Origin of the sequence: Rubrivivax gelatinosus IL144, from assembly GCF_000284255.1 — a bacterium.
In the GTDB taxonomy this organism is placed as follows: domain Bacteria; phylum Pseudomonadota; class Gammaproteobacteria; order Burkholderiales; family Burkholderiaceae_C; genus Rubrivivax; species Rubrivivax gelatinosus_A.
This window is the reverse complement of record NC_017075.1, coordinates 2,598,185-2,612,564: the sequence shown is the minus strand read 5'-3', so window position 1 is coordinate 2,612,564 and position 14,380 is coordinate 2,598,185. Positions and strand designations below refer to the sequence as shown.

The window sequence follows — 14,380 nt, the reverse complement described above, 5'->3', positions numbered from 1 at the left end:
GCTGCGTGCGGCTCAGCGAGCGGGGCGCCCGGCCCGGCGCGGCGGCGTCGCCAGCAGCGCGAGCAGCCGGCGCTCGGTGGTCGACAGCCCGGCCACCGGTGCCGGGCGCTTGACCCAGGCGCGTTCCAGCAGCGCGCAGCGCCGCTCGCCGTCGGCCAGATCGCCGGCGAGCGCGTCGGCCAGCGCCAGCACGCGCGGGTGCACGTAGGCCTTGCGGCAGACCGCCGGCGTATTGCCCAGGCGGCGCGCGACGGCCTTGACGACCGCCGCCGGCGTGCCCGGCGAGGTCGAGGCGCAAGCCTCCAGCGTCAGCGCCAGCGCGGCGACGCTGCCGTGCCAGGTGCGGAAGTCCTTGGCCGTCAGCGGCACGCCGGCGGCTTCGGCCAGCCAGGCGTTGACCTCGCCCGAACCGACGCGCCGCACGCTGCCGTCGGCATCGACCCACTGGAACAGCTCCTGCCCCGGCAGCTCGCGGCAGCGGCGCACGACACGGGCGACGCGCCGGTCGGCCTGCGCGACCTCGTGGCGCACCCCGCCCTTGCCGACGAAGGACAGGCGCAGCGAGTCGCCGCGCACGCGGGCGTGTTCGTCGCGCAGCGTGCTCAGGCCGAACGAGCCGTTCAGGCGCGCGTACTCGTCGTTGCCGATGCGCATCCAGGTCGTGTCCAGCAGCCGCACCAGCGTCGCCAGAACGCGTTCGCGCGTCGGTTCGTCGCCGGAGGCCAGCACGCGGCCGATCCGCGCGCGCAGCACCGGCAGCCGGGCACCGAACTCCCGCAGGCGCTCGAACTTCGTCAACCCACGATGCGCGGCCCAGTCGGCGTGGTAGCGGTACTGCGTGCGGCCGCGCGCGTCGCGCCCGGTGGCCTGCAGATGGCCGCGGGCGTCGGCGCAGATCCAGACCTCCTCCCAGGCCGGCGGCAGCACGAGGCGGCGGATGCGTTCCAGCGTTGCCGCGTCGCGCACCGGGCGGCCGTCGGCGTCGACGTAGGCGAAGCCGCCGCGCCGGCGCAGGCGCCGGATGCCGGGATCGCCGGCACCGGAGCTGACCAGGCCCGGCGGCGGTGTCGCGTCCAGGGGCATGGCGGCCGTCGGCAACGCGCATGCCGGGTATGCGGCTTGCCCTCTCCGGCCCCCATGCGACGACCGCTTGCCACCCCCGCCCCCGCCGGCCTGCATCTGCTGGACGCCACGATGTTCCGCTCGCCGAGCGCCGCGAGCGGCGTCCAGCGTGTCATCGGTGCCAAACACGAGGGCCTTACGGCGCGCGGCTGGCGCCACACGGTGCTGGCGCCGGGAGCGCACGAAGACGGCGAGATCGACTGCGGCGGCCTGCCGATCCCAGGCTCCGGCGGCTACCGCTTCGTGCTGCGCCGGGCCCATGCCGCGCGCCTGATCGAAGGCGCCGAACCCGACATCGTCGAGGCCGCCGACCCCTACGTGCTCGGCTGGGCCGTGCTCGACGCGGCGGCCCGGCTGAAGGTGCCGGCCGTGGCCTTCTGCCACAGCGACCTGCCGCGCTGGATGGCGCGGCTGGCCGGCGGCGCCGGCGGCCAGGACGCGGCCCCGGCGCGCCACGCCGAGCGCCATGCCGCGGCCTATCTGACCCGGCTCTACGAACGTTACGACCTCGTGCTGGCGCCCAGCCGCGCGATGACGCGCCGCCTGCACGAGCTGGGCGTGCATCGTGCCCAGCACCAGCCGCTGGGCGTGGACTGCACGCGGTTCACGCCGGCGGCCCATTCGCCGCGCTGGCGCGCCCAGCTGCTCGCCCAGCTCGGGCTGGCGCCGCGGACCCGGCTCTTCGTCTACAGCGGCCGCTTCTCGCCGGAGAAGAACCTCGACGTGCTGGCCGAGGCCGTCGACCGCCTCGGCCCGGGCCACGTGCTGGTCGCGCTGGGTGACGGGCCGCGGCCGCCGCGCGGCGAACGCGTGCGCCGCCTGCCGGGCACGCGCGACACGCGGCGCATCGCACGCTTGCTGGCCTGCGCCGACGCCTTCGTGCACGCCGGCGACCAGGAAACCTTCGGCCTGGCCGCGCTGGAGGCGATGGCCTGCGGCACGCCGGTGGTCGTGCATGCCGCCGGCGGCCTGGGCGAACTCGTGCACGGCGTCGGGCTGACGGTGCCGTCGCGGCGCGTGGACGTCTGGGCCGAGGCGCTGCGCGCCGCGGTCGGCGCCGGCGCGTCGCCGCTGGCCTCGGCCGGGCTGGCCCGCGCCCGGGCGCACGACTGGGAGGTCGTCATCGAGCAGTTCGCCGCGCGCTACCGCCAGGCGATCCGCGACCACCGCCGCGCGCACGCCCCCGGCGCGCTGTACGCGCCGCCGCAGCCATCGTGAGGCTCACCGCGCGCGGCCCGCGGCGCCACGTCGCCGTCGTGATGCACGACGTGGCGGACTCGCGCTGGGCCGGCTGCGCCCGGGTGCTCGCCCAGGCCCAGCGCGTCGCGCGCGAATGCGACGTCGTGCTGCCGCTGACGCTGCTGGTGGTGCCGCGCATGCACGGCCAGCCGGCCTCGGCCGAGTTCCTGCACTGGCTGAGGCGGCAGGCGCAGGCCGGCCACGAGCTGGCGCTGCACGGCTACACCCACCTCGACGACGGCCCGGCCGCGGCCGGCCCGCTGGAGCACTGGCGGCGGCACTGGTACACCGCCGGCGAAGGCGAGTTCGCCGCCCTCGGGCGCGAGCAGGCCGCCGAGCGGCTGCAGCTGGGCCTGCAATGGGCCGAGCGCGAAGGCCTGCCGATGGCCGGCTTCGTCGCGCCGGCCTGGCTGCTGGGCGACGGTGGCTGGGACGCGGTGCGTGCCGGCCCGTTCGCCTACACCTGCACGCTGGGCCGCGTCGTCGCGCTGCCCGGCGGCGAGGCGCTGGCGGCGCCGAGCTTCGTCTTCAGCACGCGTGCGGCCTGGCGCGTGCACGCCTCGGTGGCTTGGAACCGGCTGCTCGGGCTCACCCAGCGCCAGCGGCCGCTGCAGCGCTTCGAGCTGCACCCCGCCGACTGCGACGCCGGCGCGGTCAGCCGCTGCTGGAGCGATCTGCTGCGCAGTGCGCTGCGCAGCCGCCATCCGGTGACGCTGGGCCAGGCCGCGGCCATCGCACGCCGCCTCGGCACGCGGCCTGCCACGGCCGCAGGATGAAGAACCCGTCGCCCGCCTCGCCCCATGCCGTGCTCGTCGCCGGCGCCGCCGGTTTCGTCGGCAGCCATCTCTGCGACCGCCTGCTCGAGCGCGGCTGCCGCGTGCTCGCGCTGGACGACCTGTCCTCGGGCGACGTGCGCCACGTCGAACACCTGCGCCGCCACCCGGCGTTCCGCTTCGTGCGCCACGACATCACCGAGCCGCTGCCCACCGAGGCCCGCGACTGCGAGCGCATCTTCAACCTCGCCTGCCCTGCCAGCCCCGCGTACTACCAGCGCCACCCGGTGGCCACCGTGCTGTCCAGCGCGGTCGGCGCCTGGCGGCTGCTGGAAGTGGCGCAGCAGACCGGCGCCCGGCTGCTGCACGTCTCCACCAGCGAGGTCTACGGCGACCCCCAGGTGCATCCGCAGTCCGAGGGCTACTGGGGCCACGTGAACCCGATCGGCCCGCGCGCCTGCTACGACGAAGGCAAGCGCTGCGCCGAGGCGATGTGCCTGGCCTACGCCAGCGAGCGCGGCGTCGCGGTGCGGCTGGCGCGGCTGTTCAACTGCTACGGCCCGCGGCTGCGGCCGGGTGACGGCCGCGTCGTCAGCAACTTCATCGTCCAGGCGCTGGCCGGGCGGCCGCTGACGGTCTACGGCGACGGCCGCCAGACCCGCAGCTTCTGCTACGTCGACGACACCGTCGACGGCCTGCTGCGGCTGATGGACGCCGGCTTCAGCGGCCCGGTGAACCTGGGCAACCCGCAGGAGCGCACGATGCTCGACCTGGCCGAACGCGTGCTGCGCCTGACCGGCAGCCGCTCGCGCCTGGTCTTCGAGCCGCTGCCGGCCGACGACCCGACGCGGCGCTGCCCCGACATCACGCTGGCGCGCCAGCGCCTGGGCTGGGCACCGCAGGTGGCGATCGACGACGGCCTGGCGCGCACCATCGAGTACTTCCGCGCGCTGTCGGCCGAGGCCGGCGCGCGCATCGCCGCTCAGGGCAGCGTCTCGCCGTCGGCGGCGTACTCCTTCAGCCGGTTGTAGAGCGTCTTCAGGCTGATGCCCAGCACGGCGGCCGTGCGCTCCTTCTGGTGCTTGTAGTGGCGCAGCGTGGCCTCGATCAGCGCCCGCTCGGCCTGGGCCATCGAGGTGCCGATGGGCAGCGTGACGACCTCCATCTGCGGCACCGAGGTCGCCGGCCGGGCCTCGGCCGGCGCCGCCGGGGCCGCGGCGGCGGGCGGCTCCGACGCCACGGCGCCGCTGCCGCGCGGCAGCCACTGTTCGTCGATCACGTCGCCTTCGGCCATCACGTAGGCGCGCTGCACCGCGTTGCGCAGCTCGCGCACGTTGCCCGGCCAGTGGTAGGCCGAGAGCTGCTCGAGGGCCTCGGCGCTGAGTTCGCGCCGCCGCCCTTCCTGCTCGTTGATGCCGTCCAGGAAGTGCTGCGCCAGCAGGCCGACGTCGGACAGGCGTTCGCGCAGCGGCGGCAGCTCGATCGGGAAGACGTTGAGCCGGTACAGCAGGTCCTCGCGCAGCCGGCCGGCGGCCACCGCCTGGTACGGCGGGCGGTTGGTCGCGGCGATGATGCGCACGTCGGCCTCCTGGCTGACGGTCGAGCCCACGCGCATGAAGCGCCCGGTCTCCAGCACGCGCAGCAGCTTGACCTGCAGCTCCAGCGGCATCTCGGTGATCTCGTCGAGGAACAGCGTGCCGCCGTTGGCGCGTTCGAAGAAGCCCAGGTGCTGGCGGTCGGCGCCGGTGAAGGCGCCCTTCTCGTGGCCGAAGATCTCGCTTTCGATCAGGTTCGGCGAGATCGCGCCGCAGTTGACCGCCAGGAACGGCCGCTGGCGGCGGCGCGACAGGTCGTGCACGGTCTGCGCGACGACCTCCTTGCCGGTGCCGCTCTCGCCGGTGATGAACACGGTGACCGCGGTGCCGGCGACGCGCGAGATCTGCTGGTACACGCGCAGCATCGGCGCCGACTGGCCCCAGAGGTGGCCGAAGCGCCCGCGTGTGGCGAGGTCGGCGTTCAGCGTCTCGACCTCGGCCTTCAGCGCCGAGGGCTTCATGAAGCGCGCGAGCACGCCTTCGAGCTGGCGCATCGCGATCGGTTTGACGAGGTAGTCGGCGGCGCCCAGGCGCAGGGCCTCGATCGAGGTGTCGAGGCTGGCGTGGCCGGTGATCAGCACGATCTCGGAGTTGGCGATCAGCTGCGGGTCGGCGAACAGGTCCATCCCGCTGCCGTCGGGCAGGCGCAGGTCCAGCAGCACCAGGTCGGGCTGCTGCATCGCGATCTGGCGTCGTGCGTCGCGCAGGGTGTGCGCGACGGCGACCGTGAAACGCTCGCCGGCGACGAGCTCGCGCAGGGTCGTGGCCGAATCGACATCGTCGTCCACGATCAGGGCATGGTGCATCGGCATGGAGTTCGGGCGCCTCGTGAGCGCCGTGGGGGTGTCGCGGAGCGCCCGATCATCGGTGACGGCGACGTCCAGGCCGGTGGCCCCTCCGACGGCCTTGTATCGAACTGTGTCCAGCGGCGCTCGCGGGCACGCTGCAGGCTGGCGAATCGCGTTTCACCGGCATCTCGCCAGGGCGCCGGCGACAAGCGCGCCGCCGGCGGGCTGAGGGCGCAGAGGGGACTCAGTGGCGTGCCGGCATCGGCGGCGGCGGTGCGCCGGGTTCTTCGATCGGCGGCAGCTCGGTCGGCGACGGCGGCTCGATGATCTCCGGCGGGATGCCGTCCGGACGCGGCGGCGGTGCTTCCGGCGGCGGCGGAACGGTCTCAGGAAGCGGCTGCGGAACGTGCAGCCGCAGCGCGGCGGCGGGTTGGAACGCGGACGGGATCATCGGGGTCTCCAATGGGAGCCGTCGCAGGGCAAGTGCTGTGCCGGGTGCGACGATTGCCCGTCGTCGCCATGAACACCTCTTCGCGCCCCTTCCGTCCCGGCGAATCGCTGCCGGCCGCCCATGTCCCCGACCTCGCCGAGGCCGATGCCTCGGTGGCCGGTGAAGAAGATCCCGGCGCGGCGGTCGACGACGGCGCCGCTGGTCCGCCGGTGCCGGACGTGCCGGTCGAACCGAAGCCGCGCCCACCGGGCGCGGCCTGACGCCGCGGCGTCGTTCAGCGGCTGGCGGCGGAGGCCGGGTCCATCGCGGAGCCGGCCGTGCTGTCCGAGCCCATCGTGCCGGAGCCGGCGGTGCTGCTCGGCATCGTCGTCGTGCCGGTGCCTGTTCCGGCCGGCGTCGTCGTCGTGCCGGTCGCCGGCGTGGTGGGTTCCGGCGTGCGGCGTTCGCAGGCCGTCAGCGTGAGGACGGCGGCGGCCGCCAGGGCGGAGAGCGTCGCCATGCGGCGCGCGGTCGTGGGAAGCGTCATCGGGATTTCCTGTCGTTGTGATGGCCGCTGAGCAGCGGCGAACGACGCCCGCCGGTGGCGGGCGTCGGCGAAGCGGGCGAACTCAGACCGGGCGGGCGTAGCCCGGGGCCGTGGAGATGGGGGGCGCCGAAGCGTGCACACGCGGCTTGGGCGTGCGTGCCAGTTCCAGCAGCCCCAGCAGCCAGGGCGCGCCGATGATCCAAAGCGGCAGGAAGCCGCCCCAGTTGCCGTTCATGTCCATGTCGAACTCCTTGACGGCCGACCGTGGCCGCGATGCACCAGGACGGCAACGCGCGTGCCCAGCGGCACGCGAGGCCGCCAAGGTGTCACGGCGTCGATTCCGCTCACGTCACAGAGGTCTGGTTGCAAACGCGGCGCGTTCAGCGCGACGCCTGCACCTTCTGCCGCAGCGCCCGCGCGCCTTCCAGGTGCTCGCGCAGTGTCGGCAGCGTCTTCGTCGCGAAGGCCTTCAGCTCGGCGTCGTCGCCGCGCTTGCTCTGCTTCTCGAACAGCTCGACGGTGCTCTCGTGGTCCTCGACCATCGCCTTGGCGAACTCCTGGTCGAAGTCCGCGCCCTTGAGCTTGCCCAGGCGCTCCATCGTGCGCCGCTGGTGGCGGTCGGACTCGGTCGGCGTGCCGACGCCGCGGGCCACCGCCAGGCGGTTGACCTGTTCGTTGGCCCCGGTGTGGTCGCGCACCATGAGCTCGCCGTACTGGCGCACGGCGTCGCTGCCGCCGCGTTCGCGCGCCATGTTGCCCAGCGCCACCTCGGCCATGCCGCCGGCGGCGGCCTTCTCCAGGAAATGGCGGTCGCCGCGGCTGACGTCGCGGTGGGCCGGCGCGGCCGCGGAGGCGGTGGCCGCCGGCGGGGCCGCCGTCTGGGCCCCGGCGGTGCCGGCCAGGGCGGCGACGGCGGCGATCAGGGCGAAGCGGAGCGTGCGGGTGTCATTCATCATCGGGTCCTCGTGTCGTTCGGACCCTGGGCAGGCAATCGCCGTGCGCGGCCTCAGCTTTCCTGGGCCGCAGGCTGCGGCGCCAGACCGTGATCGACGAGCAGCGCCTGCAGGGTCGCCGGGTCCAGCGGCTTGACGAGGTAGCCGTCGAAACCCGCTCGGGCGGCGGCGTCGCGGTCGGCTTCGGTGTTGTAGCCGGTCAGCGCGAACAGCCGCGTCGTCGCGCCGCCGGCGCGGGCCGCGGCGGCCAGCGCATGGCCGTCCAGGCCCGGCAGGCCGAGGTCGACCAGCGCCAGGTCGGGCACCTCGCGCCGGATCGCCTCCAGGCCCGACGGGCCGTCCGCTGCGGTGGAGACGGCGTGGCCCTCGAGCTGCAGCAGCGCCGCCAGCATCTCGCGGCTGTCGCTGTTGTCCTCGACGATCAGCACGCGCAGCGGCCGGCCGGCCGGGGCCGCGAGCGCCGGCGCGCCAGGCGCACGGTGAACACCGAGCCGCCGAGCTCGCCGCCGTTGGCCGCGTCGACCTCGCCGCCGTGCAGCGCGACGATCTGGCGCACGATCGCCAGGCCCAGGCCGACGCCGCCGGAGGCCCGGTCGATCGGCCGCGAGCCCTGGGAGAAGGAGTCGAAGACGCGCGGCAGCAGCTCGGGCTCGAGCCCCGGGCCGTCGTCGGCGACGACGATCAGCGCCTGCGCCGCTTCGGCCCGCACCGCCAGCCGCACGCGCCCGCCGGCCGGCGTGTACTTGCAGGCGTTGTCCAGCAGGTTGGCGACGACCTGTTCCAGCCGCACCTCGTCGCCCTCGACCCACACCGGCTCGGCGCGCAGCTCGATCGCCAGCTCGCTGCCGCGGCCGGCGGCCTCGAAGTGGTCCAGCACGTGACGCGCGAGCGCCGACAGCTCCACCGGCCGGCGGTCGATGCTGAGCTTGCCCGAGGCCAGGCGGGTGGCGTCGAGCAGGTCGTCGACCATCCGGCGCAGATGCCGGGTCTGGCGATGCACGACCTCGGTGGCGCGGGCGCGGTCCCCCGGCGCGCTGTGCGGCCAGGCGAGCACCTCGGCGGCCGAGGCGATGGCGCTCAGCGGATTGCGCAGCTCGTGGCCGAGCATCGCGATGTACTGGTCCTTGGAACGGCTGGCCGCTTCGGCGATCGAGCGCGCGCGGCTCTCGCTGGCCAGCGCACGCGCCTGGGCCTCGTCGCGTGCGCGTCGCGCCTCGGCGGCCTCCTGCACCTTCTGCCGAACGGTGTCGGCATCGACTTGCGACAGGCGGGCATCGGCGGCGTCGTCATCGCCCCCGGCGATGCCGGCGGCCATCTCCAGCACGCCGCTCATCGCGCCGGCGATGCGGTTGCTGATGACCGCCGCCAGCAGCAGCGCGGCCACGGTCGCCGCGGCCAGCGAAACGACGGTGACCAGGGTCGTCTTGCGCACCGTGCCGTCGAGCACCGCGACCGGGGCGCCGCTGGCCAGCACCCAGCCCGTCGAGCGCAGCCGGCTGAAGGCGCTGAAGTAAGGCGTGCCGTCGAGGCTGCGCCCGGTGAGCACGCCGTCGTCCTGGCCGTGCGTAGCCTGGCGGAACTGCGGCGGCGAGGCCTCGCCCACCCAGACCTCATGGTCCAGCGTGCGCGCGACGATGCGGCCGTCACGGTCGCTGAGCGTCACCGTGCCGGGCCCGGGCACGGCGTAGCGCCGCAGGAAGGCGATCCATTCCCGATCGCCGACCGTCACCACCAGCACCGAGCCGCCGGGCTGGACCGGCACCGCGATGTAGCTGCGATGGCCGGTTTCGCCGTCGCCGAGCAGGCCCGAGACGAAGGCCGCGCCGGACTCGCGCACGCCTTCGACGACCGTGGCCGGAACCGGTGCTTCGTCGTGGGCGTCGCGGCTCAGGCGCCACAGCGGTGGCGCGCCGGGCGCCGCCAGCAGCGTGATCGAGCGCCAAAGCGGCTGGCTGGCGAAGAGCGCCGCGGCGTCGGACCGGTCGACGAGTTCGCCGCCTGCGCCTCGGTCCTCCGCCAGTCGCGCCAGCACGCTGAGGCTGGACTCCACCTGGGAGTCCAGCGCCAGCCTCAGGGCGGTGACGCGTTCGCGCAGCCGCTCCTCCTGTTCGTGGCGCTGCACCGACTGCAGCTGAACCAGCGTCGCCCCGGCCAGCAGGGCGATCGGCACGACGAGGGCGACGACCAGCGCGAGCAGCTGCGAACGGATGCGCACCGCGTCAGCGCCCCGGGGCGCGGCACGGGCCGCACGGGGCAAGGACCTCGCCGGCGAAGGCGCGACGAACGGACAGACGCATCGAGAGCCTCCTGCAGCAGCTGCGGACGGGACAGCGTGGACTGACGAGTATCGTGCAGCGGCGGCCGCCTCGCCCCGCCCGTCCCGGTGTCGCGCGGGGTTGCCTCGTGGGCCGGCCGCTGCAGGAAGCTCGCGAAGGGGCTTGGTCACGCGATGCTGCAGCGCAGCATGACTCTGGTATAAAGGGTTAACCCTTAACCGGACCACCACCATGAACCGCGCCCTGCTCCTCTTCGCCGCCTCCGTCGTGGCCATCGCCGCGGCCCAGGCCGCCGACCTCGGTTACCACCCTGCCCTGTCCAAGACGCGTCCGACGCCGGCCGGCATCGACGCCTCGACCTTCATCCCGGGCCATCCGGCGCGCGGTGCCGCCGGTCAGGCGCCCCAGGCCGCCCAGGCGACGGTCTCCCAGGCCCCGGCCTCGGCTCCCCAGGCGCACTGAGCGGGGCCGCGGTGCGCGTCGCCGTCGCTGTCGAACCATCGGGCCAGATCTCCGGCCACGCCGGCCAGTGCCGTCACTGGTGGGTCTACGACTGCCAGGCCGGCGCCGCGCTGCCCGAACCGCAGGCGGTCGAACTCGCCCGCGAGCAGCTGCCGCACCATTTCAAGGACGACGGGCCGCACCCGCTGCGCGGCTGCGAGATCCTCGTCGTCGGCAGCGCCGGCGAGGGCTTCGTGCGCCACATGGCCGCTTGGGGCGCCGAGGTGGTACGCACCGGCGAACGCGATCCGCGTCGTGCGCTCGAACAGCTGATCGCCGGCGAGGCCTTGCCGGACACGCGGCCGGACCTGTCGCTGGTGCTCTGCAAGCTGCGCGACCTGTTCTCGCGCCACTGAGGCTTGACCGGGTCGCGGGGCCGGCTCAGCATCGGGCCACCTCCTTGAGGGCGCCAAGACGATGAGCACGCCACTGACGGGCCTGTCCCGGTTCTGTTTTGCCGCGCTGTTCGCGCTCGCCGTGCCGCTGGGCGGCTGCGCCGCCGCGTCGGCCGAGGCTCGCGTGAGCGTCTACACCTCGGCCGGCACGCGCCAGTGCGAACCGGCAGCCACCGACCCGATGCCTGCCGCCCTGGCGCGGCTCGCGGCGGCAGGCGTCGAAGCGAGCGCGCCGCGCTGCGGCCACGACGGCCGCATCCGTGCCGCGATGTGCGGCATGTCCGACGGGCGCATCCTCGTCGTCGACGTGCCCGCCGCGGCGCTGGTGAAGGCCAAGGAACTGGGCTGGCGGCCGCTCGCCGACCTGCCCGACGCGACGGTCGACCGCTGCGCCTGAGGCGACGCCCGCCGGGCGTCAGTGCAGCAGCTCGAAACGCGAGGCCCAGCGGCTGCGGCCGTCGGCGCCGACGCGGCGTGCCGCGCTGCGATCCTCGTGGAACGCGCGGCCGCTGACCACCACCACCAGGTTCGGGTTCTGCGACACCGCGCGGGCGCGGGCGATGGCCTGTGCCAGCCGGTCGAGGCGGTGCGAGCGCCGGAACGACGGACTCAGCGACACGCAGAGCACGTCGTAGTGCCGCGCCGCCACCAGCGACTGCAGTGCGGCGTCGGTCTCGGGGTACTCGGACTGCGGCAGCCAGCCGGCCTGCCACAGCGACTCGGCATCGAGGGCCGCGCCCAGCATGTGCGGTTCACCGGGCAGCGGCACGACCAGCGCGGCACGGCCGGCATGGCCGGCGACACGCGTGCCCGCGCCGTCGATCTGGCGCAGTTCGGACAGCAGCCGGCACAGGCCGATGGTGACGTCGGCCTCGCTGCAGTCGTCGGCCGCCCAGCGGTCGCCCAGGCGGCGTGCCGCCGGTTCGACGAGGTCGGTGAACAGCCGGTGCAGCGAGCCGTGGCCGGCGTAGTGCTCGCACAGCAGTTCGCGCACGCCGGCGCCGGTGGGGCCGATCAGGCGCCGCGCGAGTTCGACCGCGCGACGTTCGTCGACGCAGGCCGGCAAGGACTGGTGCCAGGCGACCAGCCCGGGCAGCAGCACCGACTCGATCAAACGCATCACGTCGGCCTGGCTGCGGCCGACGGCCGACGGCGCGCCGAGCCGGACCGCCATCGGCATCGCCGGCGAAGTGCAAGGTGTCAGGGCCAGGGGGCCGCCCGCGAACGCCGAGACGCCCATCGGCAGCGGGATCACCGCGGTGCGCCGGCGCGACGCATTGCTGCGAAGCTGATACCAGGCGCGCGCAAGGCGGTCGGCTGGGCCTTCGAGCCAGTTTGCCGCGCGTTGGGCGCCTTGCCACAGAGCCGATATCAGGCGGCGGGCCTGTCTCTGCGGTGACGGCTCCAATGCGGGCGCAGGTCCGGTGCTGCGTTCCGTCATGTCCCAATCCTAATCAGGAATGCCGAGCCGGCATGGGGTTGAAGCAAACACTTATCACTTTCCCTGAGAGGCAGGCGCGGCACGTCCCGGCACACGGAATGTGATGCCGTCGGACGGGATTCGCCCGCTTCGGCAAAACCATCGGCTCCGCTATCGTCGCCGTCGTGCCTTCCGACTCCGACAAGCCCCGCTCTCCCGCCGTGCGCCCGGCCGCGCTTCGCTGGCGCGACACCCTGCTGCAGCTCTCGGCCTGGGCTTCGCTCTCGCTGGCGCTGGCCGCGGTGGCGGCGGCCTGGTTCGCCTACCGCTGGCTGGACCCGACGCCCGAACGCCGCATCGTGATGGCCAGCGGTCCGGCCCAGGGGGCATACGACGAGTTCGCTCGCCGCTACGTGCCCCTGCTGAAGGCGCACGGCGTGGATCTGCGCATCGTCGCGACGCGCGGCTCGGACGACAACCTGCGGCTGCTGCGCGACCCGGCCTCGGGCGTGCAGGTGGGCTTCGTCCAGGGCGGCGTGGACCCGCGCGCCGCCGGTGATGGCGACGGGCTGATGTCGCTGGGCACCGTCGCCCACGAGCCGCTGTGGGTCTTCTACCGCGAGGCGAGCGCCCGTCCCTTCGGCCGGCAGGGTCTGAGCCGGATCGCGCAGATGAGCGGCTGGCGAGTCGAGATCGGCCCGGACGGCGGCGGCACCGCGCCGCTGTGGCGCCAGCTCGTCGCGGCCAACGGCGTCGATCCGGCGGCGATGCACCTGGACAACCGGCCGACGGTGTTCGGCGTCGTCGAACTCGTCGAAGGCCGTGCCGACGCGCTGGCCATGGTTTCGGCCGCTGACGCGCCGCTCGTGCAGTACCTGCTGCGCGCGCCGGGCATCCGCCTGCTCGACTTCGACCAGGCCCAGGCCTATGCGCGCCGCTTCCCCTTCCTGCATGCGCTGGTGCTGCCTCGCGGCGTCGTCGACCTGGCGCGCGACGAACCGCCGGCGGACCTTCATCTCGTCGCCACCAACGCTTCGCTGGTCGCACGCGAGGACCTGCACCCGGCGCTGGTGCAGTTGCTGGTCCAGGCCGAGCGCCAGGCCCACGGCGGTGCCGGCTGGCTGCACTCGCCCGGCGACTTCCCGCAGGCGGTCAGCGCCGAATGGCCCTTGTCGCCTGAAGCCGACCGCTACGCCCGCAACGGCCCTCCCTGGCTGCAGCGCTACCTGCCGTTCTGGCTGGCGAACTTCGTCGACCGGATGTGGATCGTGCTGCTGCCGTTGCTGGCGGCGCTGATCCCCTTGTCGCGCGTGCTGCCGCCGCTGCTGACGATGCGCTTTCGGTCCCGGGTGTACCGCTGGTATGCCAACCTGCGTGAACTCGAACAGGCGATCGAACGGCCCGACGCCGAGTTCGGCCGGCTGCACGCCGAACTCGACCGCATCGACGCCCAGATCGCGCGCATCGGTCTGCCGCTGGCCTACACCGGCGAGCTCTACGACCTGCGAAGCCACGTGCAGCTGGTGCGCAAGCGTCTGCTCGCCCGAGCCGCGGCCTGCGCCGAACCGGCCGATCGCTGAGCACGAGCCGGGCACCGCGATTGCCCATGGGACGGCCCGGCCGTTCCGCCATGCCGGACCCGCCATCGCACTGCTTCGAGGCCGCCATGGACGAGCGATCGAACCCGATCCGACATCACGCCAGCGCTCCGCCGATCTTCCTGCCGGCCGGTCACGTGGGGCCGGTGCTGCTGCCGGGCACGAACCGTGAGGTCTGGTGGACCGGGCGCGTGGCGATCGGGCTGCGCTACGAGCGCCCGCCGCGCGCCGAGCCGATGGGGCGATCGGCGCTCTGGGTGCAGGTGTTGATGCTGGCCTGGGCGCGCCGCCGGGGCCGCCTGGCCAAATCCGAGCGTTGCTGAGCATTCACCGGGCCCTGCAGGCGCCTTCGGCGCCTTTCAGCACGGCATCGACGGCGTCCTGGTGCGCCGCACCCGCGGCGTGGCGGGCGTGCCGAGCCCGGCGTGGCGCCGCAGCATGCGCAGGATGCTGCAGACGGTCTCGCGCCACGGGAGTTCATGCGTCAGCCGGTTGAGCGCGACGATGGCCGCCAGCCGCTCGTCCTCGGGCGCCGATGCGCCGCGGCAACGCAGGTTCGACGCGATCCCGTTCGGATCGCTCAGCACCACCACCCCCGGGCGCACCTCGGTCCAGGCCCAGCTCGCGGCGACTTCGACGCCGTCGACCGTGGCCGCCCAGACGGTGTCGCCGCTCCAGTGAGCCGCCTTTTCGCACGGCGGTTCGACGCGTGTGCCCATGTGCCACCACGCCGGCCATTCGGC

General features: G+C 74.2%; 19 protein-coding genes. 9 read left to right on the top strand and 10 right to left on the bottom strand.

The window, feature by feature from the left end; genetic code table 11:
* Positions 1-12: 12 nt before the first annotated feature.
* Positions 13-1,083 carry a DNA topoisomerase IB gene (locus RGE_RS12075; protein WP_014428684.1) on the bottom strand — a complete coding sequence of 357 codons (1,071 nt, stop codon included), beginning with the start codon at positions 1,081-1,083 and terminating at the stop codon, positions 13-15.
* A 111-nt stretch (positions 1,084-1,194) separates the two neighbouring features.
* Here RGE_RS12075 and RGE_RS12070 point away from each other — a divergent pair, with 111 nt between their 5' ends.
* Genes RGE_RS12070 through RGE_RS12060 form a run of 3 tightly spaced genes read left to right on the top strand, consistent with a single transcriptional unit; the run spans position 1,195 to position 4,165 of the window.
* Positions 1,195-2,340 (top strand): glycosyltransferase, encoded by a 1,146-nt coding sequence (locus tag RGE_RS12070; RefSeq protein ID WP_014428683.1) that lies wholly within the window; start codon positions 1,195-1,197, stop codon positions 2,338-2,340.
* A complete protein-coding gene (locus RGE_RS12065; RefSeq protein WP_014428682.1) occupies positions 2,337-3,137 on the top strand; it encodes a DUF2334 domain-containing protein in 801 nt (266 codons plus the stop codon). Before RGE_RS12070 ends, RGE_RS12065 begins: the two co-directional genes overlap by 4 nt.
* Positions 3,134-4,165: a UDP-glucuronic acid decarboxylase family protein gene (locus tag RGE_RS12060; protein ID WP_014428681.1), complete on the top strand. Its 1,032-nt coding sequence runs from the start codon at positions 3,134-3,136 to the stop codon at positions 4,163-4,165. The genes RGE_RS12065 and RGE_RS12060 overlap by 4 nt, the downstream gene beginning before the upstream one ends.
* Here the strand turns inward: RGE_RS12060 and RGE_RS12055 are convergent.
* Positions 4,117-5,535: a sigma-54-dependent transcriptional regulator gene (locus RGE_RS12055; RefSeq protein ID WP_043785275.1), complete on the bottom strand. Its 1,419-nt coding sequence runs from the start codon at positions 5,533-5,535 to the stop codon at positions 4,117-4,119. The two genes, RGE_RS12060 and RGE_RS12055, sit on opposite strands and share 49 nt — an antisense overlap.
* Positions 5,536-5,761: 226 nt before the next feature.
* On the bottom strand, positions 5,762-5,968 hold the full coding sequence (locus RGE_RS12050) for a hypothetical protein (protein ID WP_014428679.1): 207 nt from the start codon (positions 5,966-5,968) through the stop codon (positions 5,762-5,764).
* A 68-nt stretch (positions 5,969-6,036) separates the two neighbouring features.
* On the opposite strand from RGE_RS12050, the gene RGE_RS12045 reads away from it, so the two are divergent.
* Positions 6,037-6,228 (top strand): hypothetical protein, encoded by a 192-nt coding sequence (locus RGE_RS12045; RefSeq protein ID WP_014428678.1) that lies wholly within the window; start codon positions 6,037-6,039, stop codon positions 6,226-6,228.
* A 14-nt stretch (positions 6,229-6,242) separates the two neighbouring features.
* Here RGE_RS12045 and RGE_RS12040 read toward each other — a convergent pair whose 3' ends face one another.
* The 5 genes from RGE_RS12040 to RGE_RS23200 form a co-directional block, all read right to left on the bottom strand.
* Positions 6,243-6,494 (bottom strand): hypothetical protein, encoded by a 252-nt coding sequence (locus RGE_RS12040; protein WP_014428677.1) that lies wholly within the window; start codon positions 6,492-6,494, stop codon positions 6,243-6,245.
* 82 nt (positions 6,495-6,576) lie between these two features.
* Positions 6,577-6,735: a hypothetical protein gene (locus tag RGE_RS24290; protein ID WP_014428676.1), complete on the bottom strand. Its 159-nt coding sequence runs from the start codon at positions 6,733-6,735 to the stop codon at positions 6,577-6,579.
* Positions 6,736-6,874: 139 nt separating this feature from the next.
* Positions 6,875-7,447 carry a DUF4142 domain-containing protein gene (locus RGE_RS12035; RefSeq protein WP_158443092.1) on the bottom strand — a complete coding sequence of 191 codons (573 nt, stop codon included), beginning with the start codon at positions 7,445-7,447 and terminating at the stop codon, positions 6,875-6,877.
* A gap of 53 nt (positions 7,448-7,500) precedes the next feature.
* Positions 7,501-7,875: a response regulator gene (locus tag RGE_RS23205; RefSeq protein WP_014428674.1), complete on the bottom strand. Its 375-nt coding sequence runs from the start codon at positions 7,873-7,875 to the stop codon at positions 7,501-7,503.
* Positions 7,869-9,662, bottom strand: a complete 1,794-nt coding sequence (locus RGE_RS23200; RefSeq protein WP_014428673.1) for a sensor histidine kinase — start codon at positions 9,660-9,662, stop codon at positions 7,869-7,871. Before RGE_RS23200 ends, RGE_RS23205 begins: the two co-directional genes overlap by 7 nt.
* Positions 9,663-9,954: 292 nt before the next feature.
* Between RGE_RS23200 and RGE_RS24070 the strand changes: the two genes are divergently transcribed.
* The 3 genes from RGE_RS24070 to RGE_RS12015 all read left to right on the top strand — a co-directional run bounded on the left by RGE_RS24070 (position 9,955) and on the right by RGE_RS12015 (position 11,016).
* Positions 9,955-10,185, top strand: a complete 231-nt coding sequence (locus RGE_RS24070; protein ID WP_014428672.1) for a hypothetical protein — start codon at positions 9,955-9,957, stop codon at positions 10,183-10,185.
* A gap of 11 nt (positions 10,186-10,196) precedes the next feature.
* Entirely contained in the window at positions 10,197-10,580 is a 384-nt protein-coding gene (locus tag RGE_RS12020) for a NifB/NifX family molybdenum-iron cluster-binding protein (protein ID WP_014428671.1), read from the top strand.
* A 61-nt stretch (positions 10,581-10,641) separates the two neighbouring features.
* Positions 10,642-11,016: a hypothetical protein gene (locus RGE_RS12015; protein WP_014428670.1), complete on the top strand. Its 375-nt coding sequence runs from the start codon at positions 10,642-10,644 to the stop codon at positions 11,014-11,016.
* An 18-nt stretch (positions 11,017-11,034) separates the two neighbouring features.
* Here RGE_RS12015 and RGE_RS12010 read toward each other — a convergent pair whose 3' ends face one another.
* Positions 11,035-11,793 (bottom strand): cobalamin B12-binding domain-containing protein, encoded by a 759-nt coding sequence (locus RGE_RS12010; RefSeq protein WP_014428669.1) that lies wholly within the window; start codon positions 11,791-11,793, stop codon positions 11,035-11,037.
* A 431-nt stretch (positions 11,794-12,224) separates the two neighbouring features.
* Between RGE_RS12010 and RGE_RS12005 the strand changes: the two genes are divergently transcribed.
* Both RGE_RS12005 and RGE_RS12000 read left to right on the top strand, forming a co-directional pair.
* On the top strand, positions 12,225-13,619 hold the full coding sequence (locus tag RGE_RS12005; RefSeq protein ID WP_014428668.1) for a TAXI family TRAP transporter solute-binding subunit: 1,395 nt from the start codon (positions 12,225-12,227) through the stop codon (positions 13,617-13,619).
* An 86-nt stretch (positions 13,620-13,705) separates the two neighbouring features.
* The gene (locus RGE_RS12000) at positions 13,706-13,960 is read left to right on the top strand and encodes a hypothetical protein (protein ID WP_014428667.1); all 255 of its coding nucleotides are present in this window, start codon (positions 13,706-13,708) and stop codon (positions 13,958-13,960) included.
* Positions 13,961-13,996: 36 nt separating this feature from the next.
* Here the strand turns inward: RGE_RS12000 and RGE_RS11995 are convergent, their stop codons facing one another.
* Entirely contained in the window at positions 13,997-14,356 is a 360-nt protein-coding gene (locus RGE_RS11995; protein WP_014428666.1) for a hypothetical protein, read from the bottom strand.
* Positions 14,357-14,380: the final 24 nt, after the last annotated feature.